Below are 20,606 nucleotides of genomic sequence, written 5' to 3' on the forward strand. Positions count from 1 at the left end.
CCTCCTTTTACTGAAAAGATTCGTAGATTGCGGTCATGATGCTTCCATAAGTACCAGTTGGGAACAGGTCACCTTCAAATTGATTAGGATTTGTTTCTGGTGAAACAACGGGTGAATGTTTCTTATTCGTCAGCAACACGACACCTAAATTGTGTTTAGGATCAATCAACGTCATGGTGCCGGTCCAGCCAGTATGCCCATAGGCTTCGTTACTTGCATATTTTCCAAACATCCATTCCATGTCAGTATGACCGTTTTTTCGCCAGCCTAGCCCGTAAGTTGGGTTCGTATCAGATGAGGCTGTAAAGAGATCGATAGAAGCCTGATCAAAGATGGTTGTTTTTCCATAGCCTCCTTTATTAAGCATCAGCTGAAGCAGCACGGCCATATCTGAGGTATTCGAGAAAAGTCCAGCGTGGCCGGAGATACCTGCCATTGAGTAATATGCTTTCTCGTCGTGTACTTCACCTAGCAGGGTGTACCGTCGGATGTTTTCAAAATCGATGACACCGTCTCGTGAATTGCCTAAACGTTCAGTTGCTGCAAAATGCTTCGGCTTGAACCCTTTTTGCAGTGGATTGAACATTGTATGTTTGAGACCTAGCGGCCGATAAATCGTTGACTCGACATATTGATCAAGAGGCATGCCTGTTTTCTTTTCGATGATCATGCCTAGCAGCATGTAATCAATGTCACTATAAATGTGCTGAGTACCTGGCTTGTATTGCAGCGGTACCTTTGGCAGCCATTTCATCGTTGTTTTTCTGTCTTGAGAATAAAAAGAGCCAGCTGATTCTTTGCTATAAAATAAAACACTGGAAGGGAGACCCGCAGAATGGGTGAGAAGATCTTTTACCCTGAGCTGGTCTTTACCGGTTACTTTTGCATCAGGTTCATCCTGAAAATCTGGAAGGATGGTCTGTATTTTTTCGTTGACATCAAGTTTTTTCTCGTAGACAAGCTTTTGCAGGGCATAGTTGGTCGCATACATTTTTGTATTGGATGCCAGATCGAATAGTGTATCCTTTTTCATTTTTTTATACGATTTGAGCTCTGTTGTGCCATCATATTTTTGCCGATAGCCATAGGCTTTTTGATGGACGATCTTTCCGTCCTTGATAATGATGAGAGCGGCTCCTGGAAATCCTGCTTTGATGTCATTTTGAATCATTTGATCAACCTTCCTCAGCTGCCTGGAAGAAAAACCTACTTGTTCCGGTCGTTTTGCTTTTTTTAAAACGGGATATTCTTCAGGTGCTGTTTTAGACAAAGACGATACAGGATGGGAGCTAGTTGCAAATGTTTGTACTGGTAACCCAAGGAGCATGAGCAGACATGTGATCAAAAGAAAACATTTCTTCAAGGTCTAAACCTCCTTATTGATTGTGATCCTCGAATTCAACAGCCATATCATCATGAAATCCAAATAAGTATGTGAAGAAAAATCCAGCAACATATGCGATAAATAGTCCAATTAAGTAAAGAAGCATTTGATGTGTGTGAACAATAAAGGTTAATGGAAGACCGGATACCCCGATGGCTTTCGTCGCAATTTGGAAGTAGGCTTGAAATGCGCCGCCGATTCCTGCACCAAGACAAGCGGTGAGAAATGGTCGTCCCAGCGGGAGTGTGACACCGAAAATGAGTGGTTCGCCAATGCCCAGCATCCCTGAAGGAAGTCCGCCAGCGATGGCTCTTTTGAGCTTTTTCTTTTTTGTTTTCATATAAATGGCGAATGCAGCGCCGACCTGTCCTGCACCGCCCATAGCGAGAATTGGCAGAAGCGGGTCATCTCCAATTGAATTGATGAGTTCCATATGAATCGGTGTCAGCCCTTGGTGAAGTCCTGTTACAACAAGTGGGAGGAAGGTAGCACCAAGAACAAATCCTGCGAAAATTCCGCCCATATTCAATAGATAAGTCAGTCCTGAGGTGATGGCATCAGATATAAATCCGCCGACTGGCATGAAGACAACGTACGTGAAAATGCCTGTAATGAGCAGTGTGATGGTTGGTGTGACGATGATATCAAGTGATTGCGGGACGAAGCGTCTAATTCGGGTTTCCACAAGTGCCATAAAGATGGCGGCTAGAAGAACACCGATGAGTCCGCCTCTGCCTGGTAGAATATTTGTGCCAAATAACATAATGTCTGCGGAGGCTGGGTTAATAATGAGGATACCAGCTAATGCACCTAATGCAGGAGAGCCTCCAAATTCCTTTGCGGCATTTGTTCCGACTAATATCCCGAGATAAGCGAAAAGTCCAGAACCGATAACCGTTAAAATAATCGCAGCTTGAGATTTTTCGTCAAGCCAGCCTGCTTGCACGATTGCTTTTGTTATCCCGGTAATCAGACCAGAGGCAACAAGTGCCGGAATAATTGGAATAAAAATGCTGGCAATCCGCCTTAAGAACAGCTTGAACGGTGTGCGGTTCTTTTGTGAAATGGCTTGCTTGTTTTTTTGTGCTTCGTTGTTTAAATCATAAGAGCCAGAGGCATTTAGCAGCTGTTCAAACGCACTTGATACTTGGTTGACAACGCCAGTGCCTAAAATGATTTGAAGCGTTTCTGCTTCGACGACGCCAATGACGCCATCGAGTTCTTTGATTGCTGTGACGTGAACTTTTCCATTGTCGATCGGTGTAATTCGGAGCCTTGTCATACAATGTGTATGGGAAGAGATATTTTCAGAACCACCACAGAGTGAAAGAATGTCTTTCGCCAACTGCTGATATTTCTTTTGATGACTCATGTTGAATCCCCCTTTGATTTTCGTTTCATGGAGCGGATGGCATGCCTTGTCTTGTCAATATATTGCGCTGTCTCTTCATATTGACGAGAAGCTAAACTGAGGAACAAGACATCAATTAAGTAGAGCTGTGCCATTCTAGAGGAAGTGGCAGCACTGCGAAAAGGTGCTTCATTGGAACCGGACGTCGATAGGTGAACATCACATAAAGCAGAAACGCTTGTATGACCTGGATGTGTTAAAGCAATGGTTTTCACTTGGTTGTCTTTTGCAAGCTGAAGGGCTTGAATGATGTCTAACGTTTCTCCTGAAAAGGAGATCCCAAACACAATGTCATTCTCTCCCGCATTTGCAATGACCGTAGATGCAATGTGCATGTCAGTGAAGGCTGTCGCTGCATAGTTAATTCTGAGAAATTTCTGCTGGGCATCAGCTGCGACGATGCCAGATGCACCAACACCGATAAAATGAATTTGGTTTGCATGCAGCAGTAATTGAACAGCCTTTTCTAAAGCATCTGCATTTAAAATAGAAGCGGTGTCCTTAATCGATTGAATCGAGTTTCCTGCTGTTTTTTGAATAATGGATTGAAGCGGTTCATCTTGTTCGATATCTCTGTAGCCTTGTTTATCGTCATGCATCAAATCTCCAGCGATCCGCATTTTTAAATCGTGATAGCCATCCAGCCCGAGAGATTTACAAAGACGGATGACTGCAGAGCTGCTTGCGCCGGCTGCCTGACTGATTTCGTGTACTGTGCTTTTAATGACTTTGTCAGGATGGGCAAGGATATAGTCTGCAATGATTTTTTCAGATTGGGGAAGCTTTGATTTGATTGTGTGTAGTAGGGTAAGTCCACCTGCTGACATGAGCTCTGCCTCCTTTAGGATTGATAACGTGAGATCGCTTTGTCGATGTGGCCATTCGTTTTGTTGAGTAAATCTTTGGCTGTTTTCTTGTCTGTGTTTGTTTGGAGCATGACGATGGCCGTTTTGACTTCTAAGTCAGCTGCTTCAAGAGTCTTCACGGCTTGTTCGTAGGAAGCGTTTGTCACATGTTGAATGATGGTGATGGCGCGTTCTTTTAATTTATGATTGCTGACTTTTACATCAACCATCAGGTTTTCATATACTTTGCCTAGTCTGATCATGACTGAGGTGGAAAGCATATTTAAAATCATTTTATGAGCGGATGCTGCTTTCATTCTTGTTGACCCAGTGATGGCTTCTGGTCCTACAATAACCTCAATGGCGCAATCTGCAAGCTCGCTAATTTCTGCTTGTTCATTGCAGCTGAGTGCTACTGTTTTAGCTCCAATTGACTTTGCATAGTTTAAAGCGCCGATGATATAAGGTGTCCTGCCGCTTGCGGCAATACCGACGACTGTATCTTTTGATGTCAGGTGGATGTGTACTAAATCCTGTTTGCCGGCTTCTTCACTGTCTTCCACATCTTCGGCAGCTTGAGAAAAAGCTGAGTCTCCGCCTGCCATGATGCCAACAATGACATCAGGTGAGACGCTATAGGTTGGGGGACATTCGACAGCATCCATTACGCCAATTCTGCCGCTTGTTCCGGCGCCTAAATAAATGAGTCTGCCTCCATTTGAGATGGATTCATAAGCAAAGTCACTTGCTGTTTTGACATGTGGAAGTACAAGGTTGACTGCTTGAGCGACCTTCATATCTTCTTCATTGATCATCTGGAGTATTTCAAGCGGATCTGCTTGAGAAATTTCCATTGTGTTGGGGTTTCTTGATTCTGTTGTCAAAGAACGCAGTTGAGATGGCTGCATGTGACATACCTCCTTATTTCTTCATTTTCAGTATATTGAGTATGATATGAAATTTCAATATTATATTTGAATATTGAAATTATATTTCAGTCAAATTGTTGAACGAATAGGGAGTAAATAGTTAGAAAATAAAAAAAATAAAAATCCCCTTTACAAAAGGGGGACAACCTGTATATAATAACTTTTGTCAGCTTCACGGAAACAACAAACTTGACAAACTGGCCCGTTGGTCAAGCGGTTAAGACACCGCCCTTTCACGGCGGTAACACGGGTTCGAATCCCGTACGGGTCACCATGATGTGGAGGATTAGCTCAGCTGGGAGAGCATCTGCCTTACAAGCAGAGGGTCGGCGGTTCGAGCCCGTCATCCTCCACCATATGCCGGTGTAGCTCAACTGGTAGAGCAACTGACTTGTAATCAGTAGGTTGGGGGTTCAAGTCCTCTTGCCGGCACTGTTTTTTCTTTATCAATTCCATATGTGGAGGGGTAGCGAAGTGGCTAAACGCGGCGGACTGTAAATCCGCTCCCTCCGGGTTCGGCGGTTCGAATCCGTCCCCCTCCACCATTTTTGGGCTATAGCCAAGCGGTAAGGCAACGGACTTTGACTCCGTCATGCGTTGGTTCGAATCCAGCTAGCCCAGTTAAGACACCTTTTTGAAAAAGGTGTCTTTTTTTATGTTGGCAGAGGGACTGTATAACTATTCAAAATGTTGTCGAGTTGAGTCAGAAGGCATCAAGAAAGTAAAATATAAGCATGAACGGAAAGGGGATGTACATATGGGAGAGCAAAAGAAGGTCACGATTATTGGAGTTCCAATGGACTTGGGTCAAACGAGAAGGGGCGTCGATATGGGCCCGAGTGCGATTCGTTGTGCAGGCGTAAAAGAAAAATTGGAAACGCTCTCATTTGATGTGGAGGATCTTGGAGATATTCCAGTTGAACAAAGAGATGATGAGAAAGGTTTATATACAAGTGAAAAGCTGAAAAATTTGACGGAGAATGCTGGTGCAAATCAGCTGCTTGCTGAGAAGGTTGACAGTATTGTGCAATCTGGTTCGTTTCCGCTCATTTTAGGCGGTGATCACAGCATTGCGATTGGCACACTTGCTGGGGTAGCCAAGCATTATGAAAACTTAGGTGTCATTTGGTATGATGCACACGGGGATTTGAATACGGAGGAAACCTCTCCTTCTGGAAATATTCATGGCATGCCGCTTGCTGTCAGTCTCGGTTTTGGGCATGCAGATTTAACGAACATTGGCGGTTATTCGCCTAAATTGAAGCCTGAAAATGTCGTTATAATTGGTGCTCGATCCTTAGATGAAGGAGAGCGGGCATTGATCCGAGAGAAAGGCATTAAAGTGTATACGATGCATGAAATTGATCGTTTAGGGATGACAAGGGTGATGGAGGAAGCGATTGCGTATCTAAAGGAGAGAACCGATGGTGTCCATCTGTCGCTTGATTTAGATGGATTAGATCCAGCGGAATGCCCTGGTGTAGGTACTCCGGTAGCAGGCGGCATTAGTTACCGGGAAAGTCATCTCGCAATGGAGCTTTTAGAGGAGGCGGGTATTTTAACGTCTGCTGAATTTGTTGAAGTAAATCCGGTTTTAGATGAGAAAAACAAAACCGCTGAAGCGGCAGTTGCGTTAATTGGTTCATTAATGGGTGAAAAGCTATTGTAGAGCGGGACTTGTTCCCGTTCTTTTTTGTTTTGGGAAAATTTAAGGATATGTTAAGGTTTTTACCGGTTGATAAGCGTAACACACTGTCAAAAATTTGTTACACTATTTTTTAGAGGAGAATGAAACCTTTTGGAAAGAGGTTCGTATACATAAAGACCGGTGAAGGCAGAGGTTGAATATACTATGGACACAATGATTAAAAAGAGAATTAAGCAAGTGAAAAAAGGCGACCAGAACGCATTTGCAGACATCGTAGACCTGTATAAAGACAAAATTTATCAGCTGTGCTACCGTATGCTTGGGAATGCACACGAAGCGGAGGATATTGCGCAGGAGGCGTTTATTCGAGCCTATGTGAATATCGAAAGCTTTGATGTGAATCGTAAGTTTTCCACGTGGCTGTACCGCATTGCAACCAACCTGACCATCGATCGTATTCGCAAAAAAAAGCCGGATTATTATTTAGATGCAGAGGTGGCAGGAACAGAAGGATTAAATATGTATTCTCAAATTGCTGCTGATGGCATTTTGCCAGAGGATGAGGTGGTATCTCTTGAATTATCGAGTACCATTCAGCAAAAAATTCTAAGGTTACCCGACAAATATCGTTCGGTCATCGTATTAAAGTATATTGATGAACTCTCGTTAAAAGAAATAAGTGAGATTCTCAATATACCAGTTGGTACGGTGAAAACGAGAATACACAGGGGTAGAGAGGCTCTCCGGAAACAGTTGAGAGACCTTTGAGTGAGGTGATTTTGATGAGCTGTCAGGATAAAATCGTCCAGCTTATGCATCAGTATTTAGACGGGGACATTGAGCCCCAAGACGAAAAAGAATTAAAAAGCCATCTGCAATCGTGTGAGGAATGCCGTACTCATTTTCAACAAATTGAGAAATCCATCGCGCTAGTGCAGAGTACATCTCATATAGAAGCACCATCTGATTTCACTGCAAAGGTGATGGCAGGTCTTCCAAAGGAGAAAAAGCGTGTGTCGGTTCAAAGATGGATCAAAGCTCACCCGCTGATGGTAGCCGCTGCCCTCTTTCTCATTTTGATGGGAGGCAGTCTGTTTACAAGCTGGAATACCGATCATAATTTCAGTGTGTCAAAGCAGCCGAATCTCGTCGTTGAAAATGATACAGTGACCGTACCTAAAGGGGAAACCGTAAAAGGTGACATCACTGTCAAAAATGGCAAGCTGATTGTAGAAGGCAAGGTTGATGGAAATGTCACCGTCGTCAATGGGGAACAGCTGACTGCTTCTGCCGGACAAGTCACTGGTCAAATTAATGAAATTAATGAAGTGTTTGATTGGATCTGGTACAAAATGAAATCAACAGCACAAAACGTGATGCGGGTCATTGGTCCAGAGGAGCAAAAGTAACTCAAGCGGTTTAAGAGCAGTCTCTAAGGGGGGCTGCTCTTTTTCTATACATTGCTGAGATTCAAGCATACTAGCAACTTAGCCAGATATGGCAACTATTTTCCTTGCTGAAACAAAATGTGGTATAATAGCCACGCTATGTATTGATACATAGGCTCTTTTTTTATTAAAAAATGCATCAAACGAAGAATAACTGAAAATTCTGGAGGACGAGGAAATGGCTTTAGGGGATATTCCTTTTTTGCAGTACCTCGGTAATGCTGTTGATATTCTCGTTGTTTGGTATGTGATATATAAATTAATGATGGTCATCCGCGGAACAAAAGCGGTTCAGCTTTTAAAGGGAATTGTGGTCATTGTTCTCGTCAGGATGGGAAGTGCGTATCTCGGTCTTAACACACTTCAATGGCTGATGGATCAAGCGATTACGTGGGGATTCCTTGCGATCATTATTATTTTTCAGCCAGAGCTAAGGAGAGCGCTTGAGCAGCTTGGGCGCGGCCGTTTCTTCTCAAGAAGCGGGACACCTGTAGAGGAACAGCAGCAGAAAACGATCGAGGCAATTACAAAAGCAATTAACTATATGGCGAAACGCAGAATCGGCGCACTGCTGACAATTGAGCGCGATACCGGAATGAATGATTACATAGAGACAGGAATTCCTTTGAATGCAAAGGTGAGTTCAGAGCTGCTCATTAATATTTTCATTCCGAATACACCGCTTCATGACGGTGCTGTCATTATGAAGCGGGATGAGATTGCAGCTGCAGCTTGCTATTTACCGCTGTCAGAAAGCCCTTTTATCTCTAAGGAGCTGGGGACGCGTCATAGGGCGGCAGTCGGAATTAGTGAAGTGACAGACAGCTTAACTGTCATCGTTTCTGAGGAAACTGGCGGTATTTCTGTCGCAAGGAATGGTGATCTCCACCGAGAATTGACAGAAGAAGCGCTTGAAGAAATGCTGATTGCTGAATTTAGTAAGAACAGCAAAGATGCTTCCTCGACCAAATGGTATTGGAGGGGCAAGAAAAATGGATAAGATTTTGAATAATCGCTGGGCCGTTAAGCTTCTTGCATTGGTCTTCGCTTTATTGCTGTATGGTGCAGTCAATTCAGCGCAAGCGCCCACGCCGAAAAAAATCGGTGAATCCTTTTTCCCAACATCGACGACAGATGAAGCAACTTTAACCGACATTCCTGTTAAAGCGTATTATGATGACGAGAAGTACGTCGTCACTGGTGTGCCGCAGACAGTCAATGTCACGATTAAAGGATCAACTAGTGCTGTGAAAACAGCAAGACAAACAAAGAATTTTGAAATTTACGCAGACATGCAGAACTTATCGACAGGTACACATAAAGTGGAGCTGAAGGCAAGAGATGTATCGAAGGGACTCACACTATCGATTAATCCATCTGTGACGACTGTGACGATACAAGAAAAAACGACAGCCGAATTTCCTGTTGAAACCGAGTTTTATAATCAAAATAAAATCAAAGACGGCTATTCACCTGAACAGCCCATTGTGAATCCGAAAAAGGTCACAGTTACTGGATCAAAGGACGTCATCGACAAAATTTCTGTCATTAAAGCTTTTGTGAACTTAGAAGATGTCGATCAGCAAATTGAAAAAGAAGCGAAGCTCACTGTGTATGATAGCAGCGGGAATGAGCTGCCAGTTGAAGTAAGTCCGTCCGTGGTGGATATTACGGTCCCAATCTCTAGTCCAAGCAAAAAGGTCCCTTTTAAAATTGAGCGGACGGGCAGCTTGCCAGAAGGGATCAGCATCTCAAGCATTGAGACAAGCCCGAGTGAGGTCACAGTGTACGGCTCTCAAAAGGTGCTAGATGCACTTGATTTTATTGATGGCGTCAAGCTGGACTTAAGCAAGATCAAAGATGATACGGAGATTGATGCCGAAATTCCCCTGCCAGATGGTGTGAAAAAGGTATCACCCGAAACCGTTAAGATCAAAGTGAAGGTTGCAACAGCTGAAGAAAAAAAGATCGATAATGTACCGATTTCTGTCGTGGGTTTGAGCAAGGATCTCACTTCTGATTTTGTGAGCCCCTCTTCTGGACGGCTCACGTTAACAGCAAAGGGATCAAAGAGTGCGATTGATAAACTAAAGGCTTCAGATGTTGAAGCCTATATCAATGCAGGGGACTTGAACGAAGGAACTTATGAGGTCAAAGTTCAAGTGAATGGTCCTCAAAATGTGACTTGGACTTTATCGAGATCAAAGGTCAAAGTGAAACTCACTTCTACTGAAACAGAGGATCAGCCGGCTTCGACGAATGATCGGAAGAATCAAAAAGATCAACAAGATCCATCAACTGATGACGATGATCAGGATGAGAAGAGTAAAGAAGAATCCACGCAAGATAAAGCAAAGAAAGAATCGAGTCAAAGACAGCGGGTCAAAGAAGATAAAAAAGAGGACGAAGCGTCCTCTTGAATGGTAAAAAAGGAGCGATTGAAACATGGGCAAGTACTTTGGAACTGATGGTGTAAGGGGTGTAGCGAATAGCGAATTAACGCCAGAGCTCGCATTTAAGGTTGGGAGATTTGGCGGCTATGTGCTCACGAAGGATAAAGAACGTCCAAAGGTACTCGTTGGTCGAGACACACGTGTATCTGGTCATATGTTAGAAGGAGCGCTTGTTGCAGGCTTACTTTCAATTGGAGCTGAAGTGATGCGTCTAGGTGTGATCTCAACTCCTGGTGTGTCTTATTTAACGAAGGCAATGGATGCTGAAGCGGGTGTCATGATTTCTGCTTCACACAATCCAGTTCAAGACAACGGCATTAAATTCTTCGGCGGTGACGGCTTTAAGCTGTCAGATGAACAGGAAAACGAAATTGAGCAGCTGATGGATCAGCCAGTCGATCAATTACCACGCCCAGTTGGAGCCGATCTTGGAACGGTGAACGACTACTTTGAAGGCGGTCAGAAATACTTGCAATTCTTAAAGCAGACAGCGGACGAGGATTTTACAGGTATTCACGTGGCGCTTGACTGTGCACACGGTGCAACCTCTTCTCTAGCGACACATTTATTTGCAGATTTAGATGCTGATGTGTCCACAATGGGAACATCTCCAAACGGATTGAATATCAATGATGGTGTAGGTTCCACTCATCCAGAGGCACTTTCTGCTTTTGTGAAGGAGAAGGGTGCAGATATTGGTCTTGCGTTTGATGGTGACGGTGACCGTTTAATTGCAGTCGATGAAAAAGGTGATATCGTAGACGGCGATCAAATTATGTACATATGTGCACGTTATTTGAAGGATGAAGGCCGGTTAAAGGATGACACCGTCGTGTCAACGGTCATGAGTAACCTTGGTTTCTATAAAGCGCTTGAGAAACAAGGCATTAAGAGCATTCAAACAGCTGTTGGTGACCGCTATGTGGTCGAAGCGATGAAAAAGGATGGCTATAATGTCGGCGGTGAGCAGTCAGGCCATTTGATTTTCCTTGATTATAATACGACAGGTGATGGCATGCTTTCTGCGATCATGCTTGTGAATACGCTCAAAGCGACAGGGAAAACATTATCAGAGCTTGCAGCGGAAATGGAAAAATTCCCACAGCTTTTAGTGAATGTGAAAGTGTCTGATAAATATAAAGTAGAAGAAAATGAAAAAGTAAAAGCGGTGATCCAAGAGGTCGAAAAAGAGATGAATGGTGACGGCCGTATTCTTGTTCGTCCATCTGGAACAGAGCCGCTTGTACGTGTCATGGCAGAGGCGAAAACAAAAGAGCTGTGTAATGAATATGTGGCTCGAATTACAGCTGTTGTGAAAGAAGAAATGGGTATTGAGTAATAGATGAAAGCAAATCGCTAACAGCGGTTTGCTTTTTTTTCGAATAAGCGACATAAATGGATGGATTTGTACGAATCTTATAAGCGAGGGCAATTTCCCGCTGTCTTCATACATAGGAGAGCACATCAAAGGTAGAACGAGACAAGCCTCATCGCATATAGTGTATGGAGGTCTCACTTTCTCAAATGAAGGGGATTACCCGCACATTGTGATTGACGGAGGTCAGACCTTATAGTACAATCATCCTTGTGTTACTGGATTTTTATTCTATCAGGAAAGGCAGGGTAGATGTTCAGAAACTCTCTTATAATTATAGCGCCCGAACTAAGCGATCGGACGAAAGATGCTTAGTTGACGAGGATGGAGGTTATCGAATTTTCGGCGGATGCCTCCCGGCTGATCAAAAAAAGAGATCACAGCCGTAAGTGTTTCTTTAAAGCAAAGAGGTGACTCTTTGTACAAAGGGAATACACATGATCTCCCAAATTAAACATGTAGAGAGGGACGAAGAAATGTCCCTTCTATTTTAGTAGGCTTTCTTTGTCCCTTTCACATGATCGGGAGGAAGAATATTTATGTGTGGAATCGTAGGTTATATTGGTCAGAATGATGCGAAGGAAATCTTATTAAAAGGTTTAGAGAAGCTTGAGTACCGCGGGTATGATTCAGCAGGTATCGCTGTGGCAAACGAAGATGGCGTGCATGTGTTCAAAGAAAAAGGACGTATTGCTGAGCTTCGTGAAGTCGTAGATGCTAACGTGGCATCTTCAGCAGGAATCGGACATACACGCTGGGCAACTCACGGTGTACCAAGCCATCTAAATGCGCATCCGCATCAAAGTGCTTCTGGCCGTTTTACGCTTGTTCATAACGGTGTCATCGAGAACTATGTACAATTGACACGCGAATATTTACAAGACGTCACACTAAAAAGCGACACAGATACAGAGGTTGTTGTTCAAGTCATCGAACAATTTGTAAACAGAGGTCTTGATACAGAGGAAGCTTTCCGTCAAACGCTTCTTCAACTAAAAGGCTCTTACGCAATTGCCCTTTTCGATAACGAAAACAAAGAAACAATCTATGTGGCGAAAAACAAAAGCCCATTATTGGTTGGTTTCGGCGAAGATTTCAACGTTGTGGCTTCTGACGCAATGGCGATGCTTCAAGTAACAAACGAATATGCGGAATTAATGGATAAAGAAATGGTCATTGTTACTAAAGACGAGGTTATTATTAAAAACCTTGACGGTGATATCATGACACGTCCTTCTTATATCGCTGAGCTTGATGCAAGCGACATTGAGAAAGGCACATATCCTCACTACATGTTAAAAGAAACGGATGAACAGCCGCTTGTTATGCGTAAAATCATCCAAGAATATCAAGACGAAAACGGCAAGCTGTCAGTTGCTGGCGATATCGCAAGCGCAGTAGCAGAAGCAGACCGCATTTACATTGTGGCTTGCGGAACGAGCTACCATGCTGGACTTGTCGGTAAACAATACATTGAAGACTGGGCAAAAGTACCTGTAGAAGTCCATGTAGCAAGTGAATTCTCTTACAACATGCCGCTTCTATCGAAAAAACCGTTGTTCATCTTCCTTTCTCAATCTGGGGAGACTGCGGACAGCCGTGCTGTACTTGTTCAAGTCAAAGAACTTGGTCATAAAGCATTAACGATCACAAACGTACCAGGATCTACGCTTTCTCGTGAAGCGGACTTCACATTGCTTCTTCATGCAGGACCAGAAATCGCAGTGGCTTCAACAAAAGCCTACACAGCTCAAATCGCTGTACTTGCAATCCTTGCATCCGTTGCAGCTGAATTAAACGGTCAATCTCTTGACTTTGATCTTGTGAAAGAGCTTGGTATTGTAGCAAACGCAATGGAAGCCCTTGTCGATCAAAAGGATGAAATGGAACAAATCGCTCGTGACTTCTTCACAGTGACACGTAACGCATTCTTTATCGGAAGAGGACTTGACTACTATGTGTGCCTTGAAGGTTCACTAAAACTAAAAGAGATCTCTTACATCCAAGCAGAAGGCTTTGCTGGTGGAGAACTCAAACACGGCACAATTGCTTTAATTGAAGAAGGTACGCCGGTCATTGCCCTTGCAACACAAGAGCACGTGAACCTCAGCATTCGCGGTAACGTCAAAGAAGTCGTTGCACGCGGAGCAAACCCATGTGTCATCTCACTAAAAGGCCTAGAAGACGAAGGCGACCGTTTCGTCCTTCCAGCTGTACACCCAGCACTTGCACCACTTGCATCTGTTGTTCCATTACAGCTGATTGCTTATTACGCAGCCCTTCACCGCGGGTGTGATGTGGATAAACCACGTAACCTTGCGAAGAGTGTGACGGTGGAGTAGGGATTAAATAAAATTGAATTTTTGATACCCCTTTAGATATGGTTTTCTAAAGGGGTATTTTTGTGTCAAAAGAACTAAGGAATTATAGATTTGATCGTACGATGTTCATTGTTTCAGGGTACAGTATTAGAAGGCCGATTTCTTTATAAAAGATACATCCGTTATCAAGGGGGAGTTGTTATTTTTAATCGATACTTAAAAAAAGAAAAATGGGGAATTGTTTTTTTCTTAATTGGTTATATTGCATTGTTTATCATTTCTTATTGTTTAATTGGCGGTCCTGTCTCAAGCGGAGGACCAATTGGTGTATTCATTGGATTTTGCATCGTTCAATTTCTTAAATATAGGGCTTTCAAAAAAGACGAAGAGAATAAAAAGGGAAATAGTAAAGTTGTATCTCATCGTTTTTAAGTTGTATTAATAGCCTGGTTATCATGTGTAAGTACATTGCCAAAACAAAGCTTGCGCAAGCATTACAAGCTAATAGCTAATATAAAAGGAAGAGAGAAGAACTCATGACCAAACATAAAGTTTATACAATGGGCTTTTTCAAGGTTTATCCTCTCTATATCGCAAAAGCGGAAAGAAAGGGACGAACGAAAGCTGACGTCGATATGATTATTTGTTGGTTAACGGGATACAGTCCAGAAGAGCTGCAGGAACAGGTGGATCAACAGATAGACATTGAAACCTTCTTTGCTGAGGCTCCTGAGCTCCATCCTTCCCGCAGTTTAATCAAAGGAGTCATCTGTGGTGTTCGGGTAGAGGACATTGAGGAAGAAACCATGAAAAACATTCGTTATCTAGATAAGCTGATTGATGAGTTAGCGAAAGGAAAGATGATGGAAAAGATTTTGCGAGGTTCATCATGATCATCACAAGCAATCCCAGTGAACTTACTTTCACTGGGCTTTTTTATATTTATAGACCATTCGACCAATAAAAATAAAATCCATTTGAACGAATTCACTCTCCATGTCGTCAAAAGAAGTAATACCAAAACAAATTGGCGTTTGAAAAGGGAGTGGCGTGGATGGATATGAAGATGATATTACCTCTTATTTTGCTGCAAGCGATTTTGATGGTGATTGGTTTGTTTGATTTGCTTAAAAGAGATCCATCGAGGATCAGAGGAGAGGTGAAGTGGATTTGGGCTTTGGTGATTGTGTTTGTGGCCAGTGTCGGTCCTATTGTGTATTTCATTTTTGGTCGTAAACATTCTTAGTAGGGGGGATTCGCTTGAATATGTTGGAGTGTCATGGGCTGACGAAATCGTATGGCCCGAATGAAGTTTTAAAAAATGTTTCGTTTTCTGTTGGGGAGGTTGGATGTGTTGGTTTTTTAGGAGCCAATGGAGCGGGGAAGACAACGACGATCCGGATTTTGACGGGGCTTGCTCGTCCTACTTCTGGGGTTGTGAAGGTGGCGGGTATGGATGTCACAAAGGACATAGATGACATTAGTCATGTGATTGGGTATTGTCCGCAGCACCCTGCATTTTATCAGGATATGACGGGGCAGGAGTGGATGCATTGGGTTGGTGGGTTATTTCATTTAGAGAAAAAAATCATTCGCTCCAAAACAGAGGAGCTGTTGAAGCTTTGCCGTGTGTATGAGGCGAAGGATCGTGCCATTGGTAGCTATAGCGGAGGCATGAAGCAGAGGCTTGCCATTGCGCAGGCGCTTATCAACAGCCCGAAGGTTCTCATCTTGGATGAACCTGTGTCTGCACTTGATCCCATGGGGAGAAAAGACGTTCTGACATTGATTGAGCGTCTGAAACAAGAGATGTTGATCTTTATGTCGACCCATATTTTAGATGACATTGAACGAGTGGCGGATCATATTATTATGATCAACAGCGGAAAAATTGAGATGTCCTCTTCCATGAAACAGATCAAAGAAGACTATATCCAGCCGGTGATTGAATTTCAATTAGAACAACAGAATACGAAATTATTGGCTTTGTTAAAGGAGCGGGATTGGGTGGAGGAATGCATTGATGCAGGGGACGGTTATCAGGTGCGAGTAAACGATCAACAAAAGGCATTGAAGGAGCTGCCTCGTCTGATCACTGAATCTGGCGGTGTTATCCTCCATTATCGCCTATCTAAGCTGACGCTTGAAGATATTTTCATGAAGGTTGTGACTGCATGATGATGTTGAAAAAGGAATTTAGGGAGTTATTCACTAGTTATAAAATTTTATTTGTGCCGATTATTTTTACGATTTTAATGATCACACAGCCTATTACGCTCAAAATGCTTCCAGATCTTCTATCGAAATCAGCTAATTTACCTGAAGGATCTACATTTTATATACCAGAGCCTAGTGCAGGAGAGGCTTTGGCGAGTGCATTGAGTAAATTTGATTCGCTAGGTGTGTTTATCCTGATTATGATCGTGATGGGAACGATCGCAGGAGAGCGTGCCTCTGGAGTGACCGCGATGATTATGGTGAAACCGATCAGTCGAACGAGTTATTATGTTTCAAAAATATGCGCCTATGCCTGTTTGACTTTGTTTAGTTTGGTGGTGGCAGTGCTTGCCTCTGTTTATTATGTGGACATTCAATTTGGGCATGTGGATTGGGTGAATGTGTTAAAAGGAACACTTCTTTATTATCCAAATTTATTGTTGATTGTAGTATCGACCATTTGTGCTTCGGCGTTCTTTCAACGTTCTGTCACAGCTGGCGGTGTGTCGCTTTTGATCAACCTTATTCTGTTTACCGTCCCTTCATTTTACGAAGAGACATTAGGGAAGTTTGCGCCTAAAGGCGTGACAAGTGCAGCCGAAGAGATGATTCATAAGGGGACTTATTCGGATCAGGCACTTACTAGTTTTCTAGGTGTATCGGTATTGATTGTTTTCTTTTTTCTCATCGGATGGTTTCTTTTTAGAAAACAAGAATTATAGCAGGCTGTTGCGATTGTTTCTTCAGGTTTACTTTGAGCATAAAAATCTGAATATGGTAGAAAGTTTGATATGATGATAAAAATTGACTGTATTTTCAGAAAAGGGGTTTTTATTCATGAGAACATCACGTAATCCTGAGACCATTCACCCGCCAGTTGCACCATATACCCATCAAATAGAGACAACGGGACCACAGCGGTGGTTAACCTTATCAGGTCAAGTGGGGATGGAGGTGGATGGAACAATCCCCGAAAGTCCGTTGGAGCAGCTCGAATTAGCGTTAGAGAATGTGAAACGAAACGTAGAAGCGGCAGATATGGCCGTGGAAGATATAACGAAACTAGTATTTTATCTCGTGGGAGAATTCGATGCTGAGAGCAGGAAACAAATTATGGGGCAGTTTTTAGGCGATCATCTGCCTTGTATGACGATGATTTATGTGGTGGCATTGGCTTCTCCTGCTTTAAAGGTAGAGGTGGATGCTTGGGCGTGTCAGGAGATGGTATAGGGTTAATAGATAAAAGATTGGGATGCTGCAGCCCAATCTTTTTTTATTTTGTACATAATATAATTTCTTTTTCCGTTGTTTATAGAATAGATTATCTCATTCCTATTACCTTGTTATTCTCTATATGGTAATATTAGGTTGAGAGATTAGTGGGTCTAAAGACATTCGTTTTTTGATTTTATAACACACCATAGATAAGCATACATCACTCTAATCAAAGGGAGAGATTTGATGCCATTCATGGAGGTTCAGAATGTAAGCAAACGATATAGCAATGGTGATGGGGTAGAGGATTTGTCGTTTTCCATCGAAGCAGGTGAGGTTGTGGCACTGCTTGGGCCTAATGGTGCCGGGAAGACGACAACGATTCGGTGTGTAACAGGTCTATATAAACCAGATGGAGGGGAAATTCTCATAGAGGGTTTCCCGCCTGGTCATGCCCATGTCCAAAAACAAGTAGCGCTTATTCCTGATCACCCCTATTTGTATCCAGACCTAACGGTTGCTGAACATGTTCAATTCCGTGCACGTGGATATCATAAAGGCTTAAAACAGATCAAGGAAAAGGTATATGAAGCGTTGAAAGAAGTACATATGGAAAAGAAGATGAATGAACTGTGTGGAAGGCTGTCAAGAGGCCAAAAGCAGCGTGTCGTCTTAGCAGGAGCCATTGTTCAAGATGCCTCCCTTTTTATATTAGATGAACCGACTGTCGGGTTAGATATTCCATCAAAACAGTGGCTGTCGGATTGGCTGAGACAAAAAAGCAGTCAAGGTGGGGCGGTCTTTGTGTCGACTCATAGTCTGGAGTTTGTCCTTGATACGGCCAGCAGGGTGGTATTGATCCGAGACGGTGCCATCATGAAGAGTATGGATGTTCCTCAAATAAAGGAAGAACAGGTTGAGTGGAGGGCAGAAGTTATTCAACTTTTGGGGGAGTGGTCAAGTGAATAACACACTCTCCCTTTTATGGATGAAATCTCAAAGGCGCTTGATCAGTAAAAATCAAGAAAAGAAAATGCCTTTTCTGATCTTACTTCTCTTTATTGCGGCAATTGGTTTTCAGCTTAGCGCGGTTTCAAGTATGGGTGATTGGGATACGAGTGCAGCAGGATGGATCATTGTCTGTTTGTTTGTTCTTTATACGGGTTTTGGTTTGTTTACGAATCGGCTGCCTAGTCAGATGAACGATATCATTTGGTTATATGGAAATGGCGCTTCTCTATGGACAGTTGTCATCAGTGTATGGTTGTATCACATTTTTTGGCGAGGGGCACTTCTTATTGTCTCTGCTGTGGCTGCGGATCTACTTCTGCTTTTTATGACGCATCAGTACCCGTTTTTGCTTGGAAAATCACTCATCCTGACAGGGCTGTTATGTTTGGTTGAAACTTGGATGATTGCGATGTCTTGTGCTAGAACCATTCGAGTATACAAGCGTTTGCTCTTAATCAGCTTTTTATTGATGTTTTGCTGCTTTGCAGTGCTCGCTTTGAATCAGTTGATGATGAAACAGCCTTCATTGATGAACATTGCTGATTCTTTGATGTTTCAAGCTGGGCGTATGATCGAAGAGTTCTCCATTCTTTCTGTCTTCATTTTTATTGGAGTGATGTTTCTATCTTTCATGATGATGTACAAGGCTAGTCATCGTTTAGAGATGAAGGAGTCTTTAGTCAAGGAAGCAGTATTTTGGGAGGAATTTGAGGGGAAACATATTCAATCAAGTCCAATCGTTCAAAAAAAGAGCAGGACATGGTGGGGACTTCCGGCATTAACGGGCATTTGGGCTTTTCTTTGGATTGAATTATTGCTGATCAAAAAGTATAGGACCTTCCATTTGTTATCTGCCATGCTTTTAATTGGTACTTACTATGTCGTCTTTACTTATTTTTCAGATTGGCTGAATCTATTCTTGATCGTCATGGCGGCATCCGTTCTTTTTAGTTCATATTATGCAGGGATTGTAAGACACGCACAAACAGGAGTGCTCTACCTTTTTCCAGGAGCTTTATATCAAAAAATCATTCTGTTAGAAGTGTTTCAAACCTTTTGGCTGTATGCTTTCTACTTGATTTCTCTTTATTTGGTTGAGATTCAGGATGTATTGTATTGGATCTTATTTGGTGGAGGAGTTTATATATGGTTTTTGGCCATACGGCTCTTTGCCTTTATGCAGCCTCTGAGACGAGAAAGGAGTTTTGCTTTGGCCATCTATTATCGATCCTTGCTATTTGCGTCTGTGATCAGTGCTATGGTCATTATTATCGTTCATCTCATCACTGATGGCTTGTTGACTACAATTGTATCCCTAGTGGCTGGGGCTGGATTTTATGTGCTTTGTTATCGATACCGTGCGGTTCATTAAAAAGAGGAGTTGATTGTAAATGAAACCAGAAAATAAGCTGTCTCAATCAGTTCAACAATTGGCCAATACAAATGAAGTAACGATCGTTCAAGCAATAGGAGATTTAAGAAAATATGGAAAAGATGCAGTGCCCGTCCTTGTTGAGGCTTTAAAAGAAAAAGGCTCTCTGCGGAACATTGCAGCAGCTGTACTTGGTGAATTTGGAGCAGATGCGGGGGACGGCAGCAGAACCGCTAGCTCGGCTATTAGAAAGTGACGAAGAAGATACAAGAATGGCCGCTGCCATGTCACTCATGAGGATTGGGCAACCTAGCTTGCCATTTCTTCTGGCACTTGCTAAACGTTATGAGGGACCTATTTGTTTCTGGGCATCATGGTGTATCTCTTGGATTGATCCATCAAAAATTGAAAAAAACATGTACGAGTGCTTAAAACAAGAACAAGAAAATCCAACAGGCAGCGTCACTCCTTTTGCTGCTGAGGAAGCATTAGGAAAAATCATCGCCTTTCAGCTAAAAGATAAGGGGGATGTATAGTGGGAACGCAGAAACTCAACTGGCCTGAGAATCTTCCTTTGATTTACCCTTCAGATCAAAGGAGTGTACCTAAGGGACAGCATCAGCTTCTTTATTTTTGGTCAGTCAATTGTCCTCATTGTGAAGAATTAACCAATCATATCCTACAACGTGTGAATGAGCTGGGTATTCATTTAACCTGTGTCCATGTTCCATATACAGAAGAGGAAAAATCGGCAGGTGTTGTTTCAGAGTATGCAGAGGAAAAGAATATGAACGCTCCTATTGTATTGGATCAAGATTATGAGATTGTTGCAAAGTATAAGATTCAAGGATTACCTAGCTTTTGCCTCTTTGATCAAGAGGGGCAGTTAATAGATCGAAAAATGGGAGATACCGGCTGGGAAAGAATATTGAAAAAGTTAGAAAAACATTCAATTGGATAAACAGTGGAGGAGAGAG

General features: G+C 42.7%; 20 protein-coding genes, 5 tRNA genes and 1 pseudogene. 22 read left to right on the plus strand and 4 right to left on the minus strand.

The features are described from left to right. Window positions 1–7 precede the first annotated feature (7 nt). The 4 genes from pbp4b to murQ are packed head-to-tail and all read right to left on the minus strand — an operon-like array spanning window position 8 to window position 4,548. Window positions 8–1,363 carry a penicillin binding protein PBP4B gene (gene pbp4b / locus MHB69_RS01010; protein ID WP_065215426.1) on the minus strand — a complete coding sequence of 452 codons (1,356 nt, stop codon included), beginning with the start codon at window positions 1,361–1,363 and terminating at the stop codon, window positions 8–10. 13 nt (window positions 1,364–1,376) lie between these two features. After that, entirely contained in the window at window positions 1,377–2,756 is a 1,380-nt protein-coding gene (locus MHB69_RS01015; RefSeq protein ID WP_342495897.1) for a PTS transporter subunit EIIC, read from the minus strand. After that, window positions 2,753–3,622 (minus strand): MurR/RpiR family transcriptional regulator, encoded by an 870-nt coding sequence (locus tag MHB69_RS01020; RefSeq protein WP_034283920.1) that lies wholly within the window; start codon window positions 3,620–3,622, stop codon window positions 2,753–2,755. The genes MHB69_RS01015 and MHB69_RS01020 overlap by 4 nt, the downstream gene beginning before the upstream one ends. Window positions 3,623–3,636: 14 nt before the next feature. Further along, complete coding sequence (gene murQ, locus MHB69_RS01025) at window positions 3,637–4,548, minus strand: N-acetylmuramic acid 6-phosphate etherase (protein WP_342495898.1); 912 nt, start codon at window positions 4,546–4,548, stop codon at window positions 3,637–3,639. A gap of 220 nt (window positions 4,549–4,768) precedes the next feature. On the opposite strand from murQ, the gene MHB69_RS01030 reads away from it, so the two are divergent. The 22 genes and pseudogenes from MHB69_RS01030 (at window position 4,769) to MHB69_RS01135 (ending at window position 20,590) form a co-directional block, all read left to right on the plus strand. Further along, a tRNA-Glu gene (locus MHB69_RS01030) sits at window positions 4,769–4,843 on the plus strand. Window positions 4,844–4,849: 6 nt separating this feature from the next. Next, window positions 4,850–4,925 (plus strand) — tRNA-Val (locus MHB69_RS01035). Between the two features lie 3 nt (window positions 4,926–4,928). Further along, window positions 4,929–5,001 (plus strand) — tRNA-Thr (locus MHB69_RS01040). 28 nt (window positions 5,002–5,029) lie between these two features. Further along, window positions 5,030–5,114: transfer RNA gene (locus MHB69_RS01045), tRNA-Tyr, on the plus strand. Window positions 5,115–5,118: 4 nt separating this feature from the next. Further along, window positions 5,119–5,190: transfer RNA gene (locus MHB69_RS01050), tRNA-Gln, on the plus strand. Between the two features lie 136 nt (window positions 5,191–5,326). Then, window positions 5,327–6,238, plus strand: a complete 912-nt coding sequence (gene rocF / locus MHB69_RS01055; RefSeq protein WP_024424450.1) for an arginase — start codon at window positions 5,327–5,329, stop codon at window positions 6,236–6,238. A gap of 183 nt (window positions 6,239–6,421) precedes the next feature. Next, window positions 6,422–6,985: an RNA polymerase sigma factor SigW gene (sigW, locus tag MHB69_RS01060; protein WP_024424449.1), complete on the plus strand. Its 564-nt coding sequence runs from the start codon at window positions 6,422–6,424 to the stop codon at window positions 6,983–6,985. A 14-nt stretch (window positions 6,986–6,999) separates the two neighbouring features. Continuing rightward, entirely contained in the window at window positions 7,000–7,626 is a 627-nt protein-coding gene (gene rsiW, locus MHB69_RS01065; RefSeq protein WP_034284245.1) for an anti-sigma-W factor RsiW, read from the plus strand. Window positions 7,627–7,843: 217 nt separating this feature from the next. Beyond that, the gene (cdaA, locus tag MHB69_RS01070; protein WP_008344027.1) at window positions 7,844–8,665 is read left to right on the plus strand and encodes a diadenylate cyclase CdaA; all 822 of its coding nucleotides are present in this window, start codon (window positions 7,844–7,846) and stop codon (window positions 8,663–8,665) included. Then, window positions 8,658–10,085, plus strand: a complete 1,428-nt coding sequence (locus tag MHB69_RS01075) for a YbbR-like domain-containing protein (RefSeq protein WP_342495899.1) — start codon at window positions 8,658–8,660, stop codon at window positions 10,083–10,085. Before cdaA ends, MHB69_RS01075 begins: the two co-directional genes overlap by 8 nt. A gap of 25 nt (window positions 10,086–10,110) precedes the next feature. Continuing rightward, window positions 10,111–11,457, plus strand: a complete 1,347-nt coding sequence (gene glmM / locus MHB69_RS01080) for a phosphoglucosamine mutase (RefSeq protein ID WP_034284242.1) — start codon at window positions 10,111–10,113, stop codon at window positions 11,455–11,457. 575 nt (window positions 11,458–12,032) lie between these two features. After that, on the plus strand, window positions 12,033–13,835 hold the full coding sequence (glmS, locus tag MHB69_RS01085) for a glutamine--fructose-6-phosphate transaminase (isomerizing) (protein WP_007498541.1): 1,803 nt from the start codon (window positions 12,033–12,035) through the stop codon (window positions 13,833–13,835). Between the two features lie 90 nt (window positions 13,836–13,925). Next, window positions 13,926–14,246, plus strand: coding sequence for a hypothetical protein (locus tag MHB69_RS01090; RefSeq protein WP_342495900.1), 321 nt, complete (start codon window positions 13,926–13,928; stop codon window positions 14,244–14,246). A 104-nt stretch (window positions 14,247–14,350) separates the two neighbouring features. After that, a complete protein-coding gene (locus tag MHB69_RS01095) occupies window positions 14,351–14,707 on the plus strand; it encodes a DUF2200 domain-containing protein (RefSeq protein ID WP_327825414.1) in 357 nt (118 codons plus the stop codon). Window positions 14,708–14,868: 161 nt separating this feature from the next. Continuing rightward, window positions 14,869–15,060: a PLD nuclease N-terminal domain-containing protein gene (locus tag MHB69_RS01100; RefSeq protein WP_342495901.1), complete on the plus strand. Its 192-nt coding sequence runs from the start codon at window positions 14,869–14,871 to the stop codon at window positions 15,058–15,060. Between the two features lie 14 nt (window positions 15,061–15,074). Next, window positions 15,075–15,992 carry an ABC transporter ATP-binding protein gene (locus tag MHB69_RS01105; protein WP_342495902.1) on the plus strand — a complete coding sequence of 306 codons (918 nt, stop codon included), beginning with the start codon at window positions 15,075–15,077 and terminating at the stop codon, window positions 15,990–15,992. Continuing rightward, window positions 15,989–16,753: an ABC transporter permease subunit gene (locus MHB69_RS01110; protein ID WP_081123893.1), complete on the plus strand. Its 765-nt coding sequence runs from the start codon at window positions 15,989–15,991 to the stop codon at window positions 16,751–16,753. The genes MHB69_RS01105 and MHB69_RS01110 overlap by 4 nt, the downstream gene beginning before the upstream one ends. 115 nt (window positions 16,754–16,868) lie before the next feature. Continuing rightward, entirely contained in the window at window positions 16,869–17,261 is a 393-nt protein-coding gene (locus MHB69_RS01115; protein ID WP_342495903.1) for a RidA family protein, read from the plus strand. 231 nt (window positions 17,262–17,492) lie between these two features. After that, window positions 17,493–18,215 carry an ABC transporter ATP-binding protein gene (locus tag MHB69_RS01120; RefSeq protein ID WP_342495904.1) on the plus strand — a complete coding sequence of 241 codons (723 nt, stop codon included), beginning with the start codon at window positions 17,493–17,495 and terminating at the stop codon, window positions 18,213–18,215. Then, entirely contained in the window at window positions 18,208–19,629 is a 1,422-nt protein-coding gene (gene skfF, locus MHB69_RS01125; protein WP_342495905.1) for a sporulation killing factor system integral membrane protein, read from the plus strand. Before MHB69_RS01120 ends, skfF begins: the two co-directional genes overlap by 8 nt. Window positions 19,630–19,648: 19 nt before the next feature. Continuing rightward, window positions 19,649–20,165, plus strand: a pseudogene (locus tag MHB69_RS01130) (HEAT repeat domain-containing protein). Next, window positions 20,165–20,590 carry a TlpA disulfide reductase family protein gene (locus tag MHB69_RS01135; protein WP_342495906.1) on the plus strand — a complete coding sequence of 142 codons (426 nt, stop codon included), beginning with the start codon at window positions 20,165–20,167 and terminating at the stop codon, window positions 20,588–20,590. Before MHB69_RS01130 ends, MHB69_RS01135 begins: the two are co-directional and overlap by 1 nt. Window positions 20,591–20,606 lie beyond the last annotated feature (16 nt).

This window comes from Bacillus sp. FSL K6-0994 (assembly GCF_038630815.1).
In the GTDB taxonomy this organism is placed as follows: Bacteria; Bacillota; Bacilli; order Bacillales; family Bacillaceae; genus Bacillus; species Bacillus safensis.

What these genes read in the sequence shown, in the direction of transcription:
- glmS (WP_007498541.1), top strand. Translation starts at nt 12,033, where the DNA reads ATGTGTGGAATCGTAGGTTATATTGGTCAGAATGATGCGAAGGAAATC.
- sigW (WP_024424449.1), top strand. Translation starts at nt 6,422, where the DNA reads ATGGACACAATGATTAAAAAGAGAATTAAGCAAGTGAAAAAAGGCGAC.
- MHB69_RS01120 (WP_342495904.1), top strand. Translation starts at nt 17,493, where the DNA reads ATGCCATTCATGGAGGTTCAGAATGTAAGCAAACGATATAGCAATGGT.
- cdaA (WP_008344027.1), top strand. Translation starts at nt 7,844, where the DNA reads ATGGCTTTAGGGGATATTCCTTTTTTGCAGTACCTCGGTAATGCTGTT.
- rocF (WP_024424450.1), top strand. Translation starts at nt 5,327, where the DNA reads ATGGGAGAGCAAAAGAAGGTCACGATTATTGGAGTTCCAATGGACTTG.
- MHB69_RS01020 (WP_034283920.1), bottom strand. Translation starts at nt 3,622, where the DNA reads ATGTCAGCAGGTGGACTTACCCTACTACACACAATCAAATCAAAGCTT.
- MHB69_RS01115 (WP_342495903.1), top strand. Translation starts at nt 16,869, where the DNA reads ATGAGAACATCACGTAATCCTGAGACCATTCACCCGCCAGTTGCACCA.
- rsiW (WP_034284245.1), top strand. Translation starts at nt 7,000, where the DNA reads ATGAGCTGTCAGGATAAAATCGTCCAGCTTATGCATCAGTATTTAGAC.
- MHB69_RS01100 (WP_342495901.1), top strand. Translation starts at nt 14,869, where the DNA reads ATGGATATGAAGATGATATTACCTCTTATTTTGCTGCAAGCGATTTTG.
- MHB69_RS01075 (WP_342495899.1), top strand. Translation starts at nt 8,658, where the DNA reads ATGGATAAGATTTTGAATAATCGCTGGGCCGTTAAGCTTCTTGCATTG.
- MHB69_RS01095 (WP_327825414.1), top strand. Translation starts at nt 14,351, where the DNA reads ATGACCAAACATAAAGTTTATACAATGGGCTTTTTCAAGGTTTATCCT.
- murQ (WP_342495898.1), bottom strand. Translation starts at nt 4,548, where the DNA reads ATGCAGCCATCTCAACTGCGTTCTTTGACAACAGAATCAAGAAACCCC.
- glmM (WP_034284242.1), top strand. Translation starts at nt 10,111, where the DNA reads ATGGGCAAGTACTTTGGAACTGATGGTGTAAGGGGTGTAGCGAATAGC.
- MHB69_RS01015 (WP_342495897.1), bottom strand. Translation starts at nt 2,756, where the DNA reads ATGAGTCATCAAAAGAAATATCAGCAGTTGGCGAAAGACATTCTTTCA.
- MHB69_RS01110 (WP_081123893.1), top strand. Translation starts at nt 15,989, where the DNA reads ATGATGATGTTGAAAAAGGAATTTAGGGAGTTATTCACTAGTTATAAA.